The organism is Paenibacillus sp. P4_A7, from assembly GCF_056402455.1.
On sequence record NZ_JBFUHJ010000045.1, the window covers coordinates 1 to 12605 of the forward strand.

The following is a 12605-nucleotide window of genomic DNA, read 5'->3' on the forward strand; positions in this document are numbered from 1 at the left end:
CATCGGATCAGATCATGCAATGCTTCCGGTCTATTTATTGCAAATAGGTAAATGTCCTTCAGCAATTGCGGGGGAATTAAATAAAGGTCCATTTGAAGCGGCACGTAAACAGGCTGYTGATGCAGGCCTATCACAGCGTTTAACGGTTAGACAAGGTGATGGTCTAAATGTGCTGCAGCCAGGTGAAGCTGATACCATTACCATTGCTGGAATGGGCGGCAGTCTGATGAGTGAAATTCTTGAGGCTGGATTTTTAAACGGAAAGCTTCAAGGGGTTAAGGAACTTGTACTTCAACCAAACGTTGGTGAGGCGATTGTACGTGAGTGGCTTCTTCAACATGGTTGGTATTTGGAAGAAGAATGTATTATTGAAGAAGATGGAAAAATATATGAAATTATGCATGCCGTCAAATCGGATCAAGCAGACTCGCTTAATGAAAAATTGTATGATGCTGAGTTTTTAAAACTAATGCTTGATAAAGCGATTTTGGTTGCTGTGCTGAAACAAATGGGACCTCATTTACTGCGTGCTCCCAAGCCTGTATTAATAAAAAAATGGCGGCATGAGCTGGATAAGCTTGCACGTATTTGCGAACAGCTATCAGGATCAGAATTGCCGGAATCAGCAATGAAGCTGGTGCAATTCAAGGCAGAGATGAATGTGCTTGAGGAGGTCTTGAAATGTTTGCAAACGGACAAACCGTAATACAGCTAATGGAGCAGCTGGCTCCTAAGCATTATGCAGTTGAGAATGATAAAATCGGACTGCAGCTTGGCACTTTAAATAAACCCATTAAAAAGCTGATGATAGCGTTAGATGTAACGGATGCTGTGGTTGATGAGGCCATTGAAACAGGTGTTGATCTTATCATTGCGCATCATGCTATTATTTATCGTCCTTTGGCGAAGCTGGACACTTCGACTCCTGCAGGACAATTGTATGAGAAGCTCATTAAGAATGATATTGCTGTGTATATCTCACATACTAATTTGGATGTAGCTGATGGAGGAATCAATGATTGGCTTGCCGATCTGGTTGGCATCGCACCGAATGGTCGTCAGAGCTTGGAAGAGGTCCATACAGACAAGTTATATAAGCTTGTAGTGTTTGTGCCAGAAAGCCATCATGAGCAGGTGCTGCAGGCTATGTGGAGGTCTGGTGCCGGACAAATCGGCAATTACAGCAATTGCAGCTTCAATAGTAAAGGAACAGGTACATTTGTACCCGGCCCAGGAACGGATCCTTTTATCGGTGTGCAAGGCAAGCTGGAGAAAGCAGATGAAGTAAGAATCGAAACGATTGTTCCCTATAGTGTTCATCGCAAAGTAGTTCAAGCTATGCTCAAAGCTCATCCATACGAGGAAGTAGCTTATGATTTATACTCTGTTGATCTGAAGGGGAGATCCTTTGGACTTGGTCGGGCAGGCAAATTGATAGAACCAACAAGCTTAGGTGAGCTTGCTGAACGGATGAAAACGGTGTTTGATGTGCCAGTTGTTAGGGTCATAGGACCACTAGACCGTACTATACGCAAGGCAGCGGTTCTTGGCGGGGCTGGTTCCAAATATGTCCGTCATGCCATGTTCGCTGGCGCTGATGTGCTCATAACAGGCGATATTGATTACCATACTGCACATGACGCGCTAGCTGCCGGCATGACGATCATTGATCCAGGTCATAACATCGAGAAGGTTATGAAGCAGCGTGTTGCAGACTGGCTGAATGAACAACTTCTTACTAGCAAATCAGAGACGAAAGCAGTTGCTTCTACGATAAATACCGAGCCTTTTGTATTTGTCTAAGAAGTTTGACTTATTTTTGACTTTTTTTGAGGGTTGAGCTTTGAAGCAATTACTTGTATACTTAACGATGCTACGGAAAGTTTGACAGACAATCGCTGGCGGCCTTGTTGCCGCGAGAGGAAAGTCCGGGCTCCACAAGGCAGGATGCTGGATAACGTCCAGTCAGCGCGAGCTGAAGGATAGTGCCACAGAAATGGACCGCCGATGGCCGGCTTTTAGCCGGCACAGGTAAGGGTGGAACCGTGGTGTAAGAGACCACGAGGAGCATAGGTGACTACGTTCCTGGTAAACCCCATCTGGAGCAAGACCGAGAGGGTGCAGCAGCCGCAAGGCTGCAGCCTTAGCCTGAGGCGTACCCGGGTTGGTTGCTTGAGCCGTTCAGCAATGTGCGGCCTAGATAGATGATTGTCGCTTCATCGTGGGAGGGTCGTTCCCGTTTGGACCACCAGAAGTACAGGACCCGGCTTACGGCAAACTTTCCGCACGACTATCTCTAAGCGATTAGGGCTGGTGCCCTCCTTTGATGGCAAAAGCCCGTTTCGCGGTGATAGGTAGCCATAAGAATAACAAGCAAACTGTAAAGCACTCGTTCGCAGTTTAAATAAGTATAGAAAAAGGCGTGGATCAGATTTCTGATTCACGCTTTTTTTCTTTGATTTGTTTACGATATTGACCTGGAGGAACTCCGGTAAAGGCTTTGAATTGTTGGTTGAAAAAGCTTAAGTCGTCATATCCGACTTCTTGAGCGACTTGCGAAATTTTATCGGTCGTTTCTGCAAGCTTATCTTGCGCTGCTTTAATTCGAAGGTCATTACGATATTCGATGAATGTATGCCCCATATATTCTTTAAACTTAACAGAGAAGGTCGTTTGACTCATTCCACACATTCGGCTGACTTGCAGCAGGGTAAGTGGTTGATCGTAATATTGGGAGATAAATACAGCAATACGTCGTATTCGAAGCTCGTCAGAATCAACTGAAATGTGCGGCTCGCGTTTTACATGCTCATAGCAACGACTTAGGAAGACGAACAACTCGATTAATTGCGTTTTACACAGAATACGATAACCTAGCTTTTTTTCTTTATATTCTAGCAGCAATCGATTAATCTGCGATTTCATTTCGATCTGTTCGCCACCTTGTAGCTTGAGGTGAGCTTGAAATCGAACCGTGTTTCTTAAAAAGGGCTCAACATAATAGAAATCAACGAAGGGAGTAACTCCTCCAAGAAGTTCCCACTCTGCTTTTAATAAAGAGGGCTGGAATAATATATTGTATACGAGTAATTGATTATTTTGAGTACAGCGATAGCTGTGTATTTGATCGGGTTCGATTATAAAAACATCACCTTCACCAATAGGATACTCAATGCCGTTGTAGCTATGGTAACCTCGTCCTTCAGCAATATAAGCCATCTCTACAAAGTCATGCAAATGTGGTTCAATGTTTTCTAATGATTGAAAACGGTAGGTGGCAGCATGAAAGGGAAATTCATTGCTCTCAAGAAATTGAGCAGCTTCTAATCGCAGCATATGCATACCTCCTTTTCTTATATTGTACAGCAGGACTTGATGAAGAATAAATAGATAATCCTTTTTAATAAGAAAAGAGGAGGCATAGCCATTAACATTAATGACCAAGCCTCCTGCTTATAGTTTTGAGTAAAATGGAATTAGAAGAAAAATAAGATTTTAGATCTTTGCTAGAAGCGGGAATGCTCCGCCAATGATAGGGCCGTCCTTTTCTATAGAATGGCCGTCAGTAACAAGATGTGCTTTTCCGTTAAATGTAGTTCCATCTGGCATATAGATGATAGCAAGAACTCGGCGAGGCTTATCTGTCTTGTTCGCATGAGCGTAGTGGAACGTTAATCCATTATGGAACGTACAGCTCCCAGTCTTCAGAGGGACTTTGACAGGTCGAGTATTTGCAACCTCAGTTCCTTTCACATACTCGTAAATATCTTGCGGATCTACCAGATCGATAGGATTAAGCTTACCAACTTTATGTGAACCTGGCACGAACATCATACAGCCATTATCCTCATCAACATCATCAAGTGGAATCCATACAGAAAGCGCTCCTGATTCATTCATAGGCCAGTAAGGAAAATCTTGATGCCAAGGAGTTTCCTTAGAATCATTTGGCATTTTCCATAGTCCGTGGTCGTGGAACAAGCGAATTCCTGAAGCTCCACTTAGCTCGAGAGCAAGTTGGGCTAGTTTTTTATGAGCAGAATAACGGGCAACACCTAAATGATCTCTCCACACATTGACCTTTTGATTAAGGACGCGATAGTAGCTGCTCCCTTTTTTTGAAGTTGTAGTAGCGCGGTGCTCTTCCTCAGAGGACATAGCTTCAGTCAAATATTGTGTAAGCTCCCTTACCTCCTCAGCAGTCAGTACATTATCGACTTGGACAAAACCATTTTCATTATAAAATTCTTTCTTGAATTGTGGTAATAAAGTCATATTTAATCTCCCTCTCTATTTGGGTTGGTGTTTGCTTCTTATGTATCTAATTTACCAAAATGAAAGCGTAATTTTCTTGGTTGATTTTACGAAGAATAAAGTGGATCTTACGAGCTGGATTATTTGGGATTAAACGAAAAAAAGACAACCATCCATTTAAAGAATAAATGGATGGTTGTCTTTATATAAGCATCGTACTGTTCTGCCGAGCGTTACTTTTGAAATCTCGAACTAATACGCTCCAGCCTGCGTTTTACAAGATCAGGATAGGTTTGAAGCGCGCTGCTAAATGAAGAGGCTGACTGTAGTGCCTTATCTACGTCAATTTCACCATACCCGAAATAAATATCTTTGCCTTTCGCTCCAAGGTCGATAGCGGATGTTCGCATTATCTCCATTACTTCGACATTAGTTAGATCAGGATTGACAGAACGGATCAAGCCAGCGAGTGCGGCGACATGTGGACTAGCCATTGATGTGCCGGACAGGGCAGCATATTGACTGCCTGGGTAAGTGCTTGCGATACTGTCACCGGGAGCTGCTACGTCAATATAATCGCCGAAATTAGAGAAAGAAGACTTCTCTTTTTTACTGTTAGTTGAAGCTACTGCGAACACCTCTGGATAAGCCGCAGGATAACCGGGACGTTCCGTATTATCATTTCCGCTAGCTGCAATCATGACAACATCACGTTCATAAGCATATTTGATGGCATCATGTAAAAAGTCTGCTTGAGCATAATTGCCCAAACTCATGTTAATGACTTTTGCTCCATGATCAACTGCCCATATTATACCTTTGGCTACAGAATAAGTAGATCCGGCACCGCTGTTGTCAAGTACCTTTATTGGCATAATCTTGTTATACCAAGAGACTCCAGCTACGCCTTCTCCATTATTGACGGTTGCTCCAATAATGCCAGAAACATGCGTGCCATGTCCAACATCATCATCTGGTTCAGCTGCACTGTCAACTATATTTGTGCCGGCAATCAATTTTCCTTGTAGATCGGGATGATTGCTTTGTACTCCCGTATCTAAAACTGCAACAATGACCTGATCATTACCTTTGGATAATTTCCATCCTTTCTCAGCTTCAATGGAAGGCAAATTCCATTGGTATTCAGAATACAAAGCATCATTCGGAACGATAACTTCAGGATTAACCGTTTCATTTGTCATGTATAAATAATGTGGCTCTGCATATTGTGTATTCCACGATTGTTTAAAATATTTGATAAGCTGCTCCGTTTCAATATTTTTGGAACGGAATACGAATGTGTCACCAATTTGTTGAGTAGATACGGCGTTAATTTCATTTCTGATTCGCTTCATTTCAGGTTCGGACAATGGTTTCGCAAAATGAACGACTACGTCCTTGATGTGATAGTGACTGGCATTACCATTATCTTCACCGTTGTGAACGGTTGTATCGATCGTGGAATTAGGTACGACCGATTCAATTCTGTAATTACCTTCAGTAGGGTAGGGAACAAGTCGTAAATTGCGTAATTGATGCTTTTCGACTGACTTCACGATATTTTGTTTAATGACTCCTACAACACCTATCCCAGCATGTTTGGAATCAGGCACTCCGAGTACAATGTAACGAGATCCCTCACTATCTTCAAATGGCGGGGATTCAAATTTGACTCCTTTTTTTATCTGTGCTTTTGCTTGAGCTACAAATGTTTTTGCTTTCTCATTTGCATGGGGGATAGCGCCTCGATCAACAGATCGATCTCCAGATATCCAGCTAATGTAGCTCATATGCATGTGCTCATGCATCATCTTTTTAACTTGTTCTTCCGCTTTGGGTTTAGAATCACCAGAAGCTGTCATCATCTTCTGAAAATCCTTCGAGCATTCGGTCGAACAAAGAAGGGCAGTTGCCTTCATATCATTCTGGAGCGAGGCAAGCTTAAGGTTTTTCTCAGGTTTGGCTGAGAAGGTTTGGGTTTGAGGTGCTTTTTCTGATTTTTTTGGAGCAAACCAATTCGTTGAAGGTATAAGTAAAGCAGCAATTGCGATTATTGTCAGAGCACCGATCCATTTTCTCACTATACATGCAACCTCCTATAATCATCATTTCAAAATCGTTAAGTCTAAAATATAGCTTCGGGTTTTTAAGTTGAAATTATGCGAGCTAACGCGTTAAACGCCAGTACCACTTCTATGCAATTTGTGGTACGATTAAGTTGACTGTTTTTTTTACGAATTCAATAAATTAAAGAATGTTGTTCGGAATATGAAAGGGGATCTACCTACATGCCATCTGCTAACGTCAAAGCGCTCAGTGAATCAACACGCACAAAGCTTAAAGATGCGGTTAACCAACTTGAACCGTTTCTAAACAGCAACGCTTTGCTCCAATTGACCGGTGAGGACAATGGAGAAGAAGCCCAAACCTTTTATAAAGGTCTGTTATCCGATTTGAGACATTTATTGGTATTTTCTGAAGTCTCAGTTGAAAAGCTGGGAGTATTGCTCAGACGGCCCAATTTTGATACAGATTATGCGGAACGCGTGCTGTATGAAGTGTATCACCAATGCATCAACGCGTTTTATTACCCGAAGAACGAATGTTATTCCGAAGATGGACGTTACGCGTATACCGGTCAAGATGCTATTCGTTTCCGTTACAAGCCGATTCGCCATTCGCGCGAGATAGTGCTTGGAATTTCGAAAATTTTCGAGGAATTGCGTGACGAATTGGCCTATTACGAAAATGACTACATGACGCAGCGCCGTATGCAAGGACAAAAATAAGGCAGTATGAATCACTTCCGGTCAGGGTAACTTGATAACGGGGGTGATTTTTTTATGCCGAGTGGCGTGTCATGTAGTGTAGCTAATTGCAACTTCTGGAAAGAAGGTAATAACTGTGGTGCTGATCAGATCATGGTTGAAATCGATCAACATGCAGGGACCAATTTTAATCATGAATTTGCTGGGGACGATTTAGGCTTATTCCACGAGGATCATGCTAATCAGTCAGCAGCAACTTGCTGTCAGACTTTTAAACCTAAGGAGTGACGCCTGATGGACAAGTTTGAAGACGGTTATGATGATGAGTTAGATGAGCTTGATCGAACCACACTCGCGGCAACTTCTGTTGCGAGTACTGGCAGCATGTTGAATGTGAATGAAGAAATGGGAGCAGACTTTGCTGTAGGAAGTACAGGTGTTCATACGGGGCGGAGAGAGGACCGGGACGTAGAAAGAGCCGAGCGAACAGATACCGAAAACGCAGGATATGCGTTAGGTTGGGTTTCGCTTGCATTTGCGATAGCGTCATGGTTTCTTTGGCCGGTATTGCTTGGAGCTACTGCGACAGTACTTGGTTTTGTTGCCTATCAGCAAGGTGCAAAAGGGCTCGGTGGTTGGACTATGGCAATCGGAATTTTAGCAATAGCATTAAATTTAATCATTGTTCCCTTTTACTACGCGATAACTTAACGAACTTAACGGTTAAAAGGCTCCTTCCTGTTTTAGTGGGAAAGAGCCTTTTTTTATATATAAGAATTTATAAGTTTTCACTTATAAAAGTGCTTATATATCTCCGCGAAACGAATGCTTTTGCCGAAGAGGACGGCGACAGCCGTTTACGCTTGTACCCTCTATTTTACCTCGATCCATGAAACCATGAACCGCAAAGACATCATTCCTTCATACCTCTAAACTTTATCGATTATAGGTTGAAGCTTGTTCACGATGTCGTTTGACCTCTTCATTAAGTGCAAGCATTTGCCTATCCAGTAAGTCAATCATTGAAGCGGAGCCTTTCAGCTGTTGTTGAATATGTGGCGGAACTTGTTCATTAAATTTATAATAGATTTTATGCTCAAGGCTTGCCCAGAAATCCATCGCTATCGTTCTGATTTGGATTTCTACAAGCATATGCTCTGTTCGATTCGTTAGAAATACTGGGATTTCTATGATCAAATGAATGCTCTGATAGCCATTAGGCTTAGGTTCTTTCACGTAATCTTTCAGTTCAACGACCTTTACATCATTTTGATTGCTGATCATATCAACGATATGATAAATATCAGTCGAGAAGGAGCAAATGACTCTTACGCCTGCGATGTCCCGAATATAGGACTTGGCGTTTTCTAAGCTAATATCTAAACTCTTTCGTTTGAGTTTCAACATGACGCTCTCTGGTGTCTTAATTCTAGTTTTCATATGCTCAATTGGATTGTAATCGTGAATGAACTGAAATTCTTCATTTAAAATGTTAAGCTTTGTTTCTACCTCATCTAAAGCAAATTTGTAGGTTAGAAAAAAATGAGCCCATTGCTTATATTGGTCGGTTTTCATACGCTAATCACTCCTGAACTGAAATATAAGTATAGTGGCAATGTTTACAAGAACGTTTCTATACGGACAAGATTCGTTGTATTATTATAATGGTCGATAAAATATTCGAAGTCAAATTTATCGATTTATGAACAATGTCGGGGAAAGAAGTGATGACATGATTATTGATATAAATAACGTTTCATGGGATCGTGAAAATAAATCAGTATTGGACAATGTGAGCTGGAAAGTACAAGAAGGAGAGCATTGGTGCTTGCTTGGTCTGAACGGTTCGGGTAAAACGACATTATTAAATATGATCAACGGATATATTTGGCCGACCGAAGGAAGTATGTCTGTTCTTGGCAAGAAGTTTGGTGAGTTCGATTTGCGCGAGCTGCGTAAAAACATCGGATGGGTAAGTACATCGCTGCAGGAAAAGCTTTATGGCAGTGAAACTGCATTGAAAATCGTTTTGAGCGGCAAGTTCGCGACAATCGGATTATATGATCATACAGATGATGATGATCTCTTTAAAGCAGAGAACTTAATGCAATCACTCGGTTGCTCTCCCTTAATTAATAGAACTTACGATACGTTATCTCAAGGGGAACGGCAGCGTGTCCTTATTGCTAGAGCATTGATGGCATCACCTAAGCTGCTTATTCTAGATGAGCCGTGTACAGGGCTAGATGTATTTGCTAGGGAACAACTGCTGCAAATGATTGCATCTGTTGCTGTTCAAGAGAATGCGCCTACTCTTGTGTATGTAACTCATCATGTTGAAGAGATATTGCCATGCTTCTCGAAGACGCTACTAATTAAAGAAGGACAGATTTTTGCAGCTGAAGATACAGCAGATGTATTGACATCGACCACAATGAGTGAGTTTTTCGGTGTGCCCGTCATTATTGAATGGCGTGAAGGAAGAAGCTGGCTGGCTGTAAGGGGGGCTTTATGGAATTAGAATTACAACAGCAAGAGCCGCAGCCGGAACGCAGAAGAAAGAGAAAAATAAAAGCGTGGATAGTTGAAAGGTATAGCGTTCGCAGCGATCGTGATCATTACATGTGGCGAATTGCTACTGGAGGCACGGCATTTTTTGGTTCACTATCCATGCTTGCGGCGGTATTTGGTATGCCAACAGGTTTGGGCACAGTCATCGATATTATTCTATTTTTAAGTTTAAATGCTATAGCTATGACAGTTGCGGCAATACTAGTTTCCTTACTCTTATCCATGGCCTATATACCTATTCCGCGGCGATTTGCTGCAGTTTGGCTCTACGCCGCTGTGGAAACCTATATCATTATGTATTTTGCTGAGTTTGGTATATGGCTTTCTATTATTGGTTCGGTAGTATTCATGCTAATAGGGTCAATAGCAGGCTGTTTACTAGGTCTGCTTTTGAGAATGAAGATTAAAAGTAGAAGCAAAGTGATTATGGCAATAGTAATGGCTTGTACAGCTGCAGCCTTATTAGTGACTGTTATTTGGAACAGTACCGCCTCTCTGCCTGTTAGAGCCGGCTCATTAGATGTAGAAGCGGATGACGGAATAGAGGTTGCTGCTATTCATGCTGTGAACCCTGCTGAATATGGTCGTTTTGAGTATTCATCATTTACTTATGGCAGTGGAAAAGATAAGCATCGTACTTTATTTGGCGACGAGGTAGACGTAGAGACGGATACAGTAGATGCCTCTGCTTATATTACGGAATGGTCTGGACTAAAGACCAGATTCTGGGGTTTTGATGAGCATAAGCTGCCTTTAAACGGTCGTGTATGGATGCCTGAGGGGGAAGGGACCTTTCCGCTTGCCCTTATCGTTCATGGCAATCATTTAATGGAGAGCTTCTCTGATGGAGGCTATGCGTATTTGGGTGAACTGCTCGCCAGTAAAGGGATTATTGCTGTTTCAGTTGATGAAAATTTTCTGAATTATTCCGTTTGGTCAGGCATACCCAATCACGATATGAAGATGCGAGCTTGGGTGCTTCTCAAGCACCTCCAACAAATTCAACAGCTGAATGAGCGGATTGATAATCCTTTTACAAATCATGTCGATTTTGAAAATATCGCGTTAATCGGTCATTCACGAGGCGGCCAAGCTGTAGCAATGGCTGCGGACGCGGACCGGTGGTTTAAAGAGGATAAGACGCTTGCGAGCTTGAGTGACATCAATATTAAATCGGTTATCGCAATAGCGCCTACCGATAAGCAGGTGGATGATAAGTCTGCTCGTTTATCAGAAGTGAATTATTTAACGCTGCAAGGAGCTAGAGACGGAGATGTTAACAATTTCTATGGAGAGCGTCAGTATAGCCGTACTACCTTTAAGCAGAAATCTGAAAAGTTTAAAGCTGCGTTATATATAGCTGATGCTAATCATAGTCAATTTAATACGGATTGGGGCATCATGGATGAACGCCCGCCGGGTGGCCTATTTCTTAACCGTAAGGGAATGCTTGATGGTGAAGAGCAGCGTCAGGTATCAAAAGTATACGTATCTGCATTTCTTCAAGCAACACTGCTGGGAGAAGATGATTACAAAGCATTATTCCGAGATTATCGCACCGGTCTGAGCTGGCTTCCGGATACGGAATATACGAATCGTTATGAAGAAGCTAACTTTACTGAAATTGCACGGTACGAAGAAGATAGCAGTAAAACGACTTTGCAGGCGGGCGGTGCTGCCTCAGTTAAGGGAATGGTGGAGTGGCAGGAAGCTTACGCCAAGGATCGTGATGGAAATAATAAGGGAACAAAAGGTATTGAGTTGGAATGGAGTGAATCTGGTGCTAGCTATGAACTGAATCTTTCACCTAAGAAAATGGAACAATTAGCATCTATTTCAGATGCAAATCTTGTTTTCTCAATGGCAAATCTCGAGCGGGATTTGATGGCAACAGATGAAATTAAAGAAGAAGACGAAAAAAATGAAGATAAAAAAGTTGAGAATGAAAAAGTTGAAAATGAGGAAGGGATAGAGGATAAAGAAACGGTAGCGGAAAGTGGAGGATTGCTAGAACTGCCTCCATTACCGCAGGTTGAAATTAAATTAACAACTAATGACGGTAAGACAAGAGAGTTAGTGCTTGCCGATATCATGCCAGTCCAACCATCTATCTATACAGCTTTTATGTCATTTTCTTGGCTTGAGGAGCGGGTGAAGGATGAGAAGTATACACAAGCCAATGAGCCTGTATTCCAAACCTACGTTCTTCCGATTGATAAGTTTGGATCAACGGAAACGGAGACGCCGCTTGCAGTTGAAGATATAAGCCAAATTACYTTCCATTTCATTAATGGACCAGGTAAGGTTATGCTTGATGACATTGGTTTTATGTCTTAATGGGTATAAAAAGAGCGGGAGACCTTTTCGCTGGCAGCGAAGAGGTCAGAGGTTCGAGCTCCCTAGACTCCACCAAACACTAGTAGGGGGCGTCCGGGGTTCAGTCCGGCCGGACTGAGTGTATGAAAAGGCATCCTGTATAAACATCATGGAGGAGCACGGCGTCTGAATCTACCGTTAAAGTCCTCATCGAGTAAGCTTCGTCAGCCTTTCGATTAAGATTCAAACATCCCATAATAGATAAGCGAGAATATGCGAGCTTAATCCCTCTAGGCTCCACCATACCTACCTTATACCAAAACGACAGAGATGCCGTTTTTTTGTTTTGATTTTGTTGCAGCACACCAGACATGTGAGTGCTTAATAACGCGATTTGTCTGGCCGGTCCTTGCTCAATGAATTGTTGGCTACACAATTGAACGGGGAATAACTCTTCAGGCAACCGATCCGCATCACATAGTGCCCGAAATGCCAGGGGATGGTTATTACCAGATATATCAACATGTGCAAACTTGTGAATCATTGTGGTGTTTTACTAAGGTTCAACTTTGAAAAAAACCAGTGCGACAGCCTGTTGTTCAGACTGCTGCACTGGTTATTTAACTATCGTTCTCCGGTTGCCCATTTGTTGCCCTACGGCCCTGCGGTAGCAGTTGATAGCCTCCAGTCGTTCAG

The 12605-nt window shown here is 42.4% G+C and carries 11 protein-coding genes and 1 other RNA gene; 8 read left to right on the top strand and 4 right to left on the bottom strand.

The window, feature by feature from the left end; all coding sequences use genetic code 11:
• The 3 genes from AC1DWN_RS09215 to rnpB form a co-directional block, all read left to right on the top strand.
• Positions 1–706: tRNA (adenine(22)-N(1))-methyltransferase (locus AC1DWN_RS09215; RefSeq protein WP_477558605.1), on the top strand; the 706-nt coding region annotated here is incomplete at its 5' end.
• Positions 682–1803: a Nif3-like dinuclear metal center hexameric protein gene (locus AC1DWN_RS09220; RefSeq protein ID WP_477558606.1), complete on the top strand. Its 1122-nt coding sequence runs from the start codon at positions 682–684 to the stop codon at positions 1801–1803. The genes AC1DWN_RS09215 and AC1DWN_RS09220, both read left to right, overlap by 25 nt.
• Positions 1804–1879: 76 nt before the next feature.
• Positions 1880–2286: RNase P RNA component class A (gene rnpB, locus AC1DWN_RS09225), an RNA gene on the top strand.
• Positions 2287–2427: 141 nt separating this feature from the next.
• Here the strand turns inward: rnpB and AC1DWN_RS09230 are convergent.
• From AC1DWN_RS09230 to AC1DWN_RS09240, 3 genes are all read right to left on the bottom strand, one after another.
• On the bottom strand, positions 2428–3336 hold the full coding sequence (locus tag AC1DWN_RS09230) for a helix-turn-helix domain-containing protein (RefSeq protein ID WP_477558607.1): 909 nt from the start codon (positions 3334–3336) through the stop codon (positions 2428–2430).
• 159 nt (positions 3337–3495) lie between these two features.
• Complete coding sequence (locus AC1DWN_RS09235) at positions 3496–4275, bottom strand: phytanoyl-CoA dioxygenase family protein (protein ID WP_477558608.1); 780 nt, start codon at positions 4273–4275, stop codon at positions 3496–3498.
• Positions 4276–4487: 212 nt separating this feature from the next.
• A complete protein-coding gene (locus tag AC1DWN_RS09240; protein ID WP_477558609.1) occupies positions 4488–6335 on the bottom strand; it encodes a S8 family peptidase in 1848 nt (615 codons plus the stop codon).
• 207 nt (positions 6336–6542) lie between these two features.
• Between AC1DWN_RS09240 and AC1DWN_RS09245 the strand changes: the two genes are divergently transcribed.
• From AC1DWN_RS09245 to AC1DWN_RS09255, 3 genes are read left to right on the top strand one after another with little or no spacing between them, the layout of a single operon-like run.
• Positions 6543–7043, top strand: coding sequence for a YpuI family protein (locus AC1DWN_RS09245; RefSeq protein WP_477558610.1), 501 nt, complete (start codon positions 6543–6545; stop codon positions 7041–7043).
• A gap of 54 nt (positions 7044–7097) precedes the next feature.
• The gene (locus tag AC1DWN_RS09250; protein WP_477558611.1) at positions 7098–7310 is read left to right on the top strand and encodes a DUF1540 domain-containing protein; all 213 of its coding nucleotides are present in this window, start codon (positions 7098–7100) and stop codon (positions 7308–7310) included.
• A 6-nt stretch (positions 7311–7316) separates the two neighbouring features.
• Positions 7317–7733 carry a hypothetical protein gene (locus tag AC1DWN_RS09255; protein WP_477558612.1) on the top strand — a complete coding sequence of 139 codons (417 nt, stop codon included), beginning with the start codon at positions 7317–7319 and terminating at the stop codon, positions 7731–7733.
• A gap of 225 nt (positions 7734–7958) precedes the next feature.
• Here AC1DWN_RS09255 and AC1DWN_RS09260 read toward each other — a convergent pair whose 3' ends face one another.
• Positions 7959–8597 (bottom strand): GTP pyrophosphokinase, encoded by a 639-nt coding sequence (locus AC1DWN_RS09260; RefSeq protein ID WP_477558613.1) that lies wholly within the window; start codon positions 8595–8597, stop codon positions 7959–7961.
• A gap of 157 nt (positions 8598–8754) precedes the next feature.
• On the opposite strand from AC1DWN_RS09260, the gene AC1DWN_RS09265 reads away from it, so the two are divergent.
• Both AC1DWN_RS09265 and AC1DWN_RS09270 read left to right on the top strand, forming a co-directional pair.
• Complete coding sequence (locus AC1DWN_RS09265; RefSeq protein ID WP_477558614.1) at positions 8755–9543, top strand: ABC transporter ATP-binding protein; 789 nt, start codon at positions 8755–8757, stop codon at positions 9541–9543.
• On the top strand, positions 9534–11930 hold the full coding sequence (locus AC1DWN_RS09270; RefSeq protein WP_477558615.1) for an alpha/beta hydrolase: 2397 nt from the start codon (positions 9534–9536) through the stop codon (positions 11928–11930). Before AC1DWN_RS09265 ends, AC1DWN_RS09270 begins: the two co-directional genes overlap by 10 nt.
• Positions 11931–12605 lie beyond the last annotated feature (675 nt).

What these genes read in the sequence shown, in the direction of transcription:
- AC1DWN_RS09220 (WP_477558606.1), top strand. Translation starts at nt 682, where the DNA reads ATGTTTGCAAACGGACAAACCGTAATACAGCTAATGGAGCAGCTGGCT.
- AC1DWN_RS09230 (WP_477558607.1), bottom strand. Translation starts at nt 3,336, where the DNA reads ATGCTGCGATTAGAAGCTGCTCAATTTCTTGAGAGCAATGAATTTCCC.
- AC1DWN_RS09235 (WP_477558608.1), bottom strand. Translation starts at nt 4,275, where the DNA reads ATGACTTTATTACCACAATTCAAGAAAGAATTTTATAATGAAAATGGT.
- AC1DWN_RS09245 (WP_477558610.1), top strand. Translation starts at nt 6,543, where the DNA reads ATGCCATCTGCTAACGTCAAAGCGCTCAGTGAATCAACACGCACAAAG.
- AC1DWN_RS09250 (WP_477558611.1), top strand. Translation starts at nt 7,098, where the DNA reads ATGCCGAGTGGCGTGTCATGTAGTGTAGCTAATTGCAACTTCTGGAAA.
- AC1DWN_RS09255 (WP_477558612.1), top strand. Translation starts at nt 7,317, where the DNA reads ATGGACAAGTTTGAAGACGGTTATGATGATGAGTTAGATGAGCTTGAT.
- AC1DWN_RS09260 (WP_477558613.1), bottom strand. Translation starts at nt 8,597, where the DNA reads ATGAAAACCGACCAATATAAGCAATGGGCTCATTTTTTTCTAACCTAC.
- AC1DWN_RS09265 (WP_477558614.1), top strand. Translation starts at nt 8,755, where the DNA reads ATGATTATTGATATAAATAACGTTTCATGGGATCGTGAAAATAAATCA.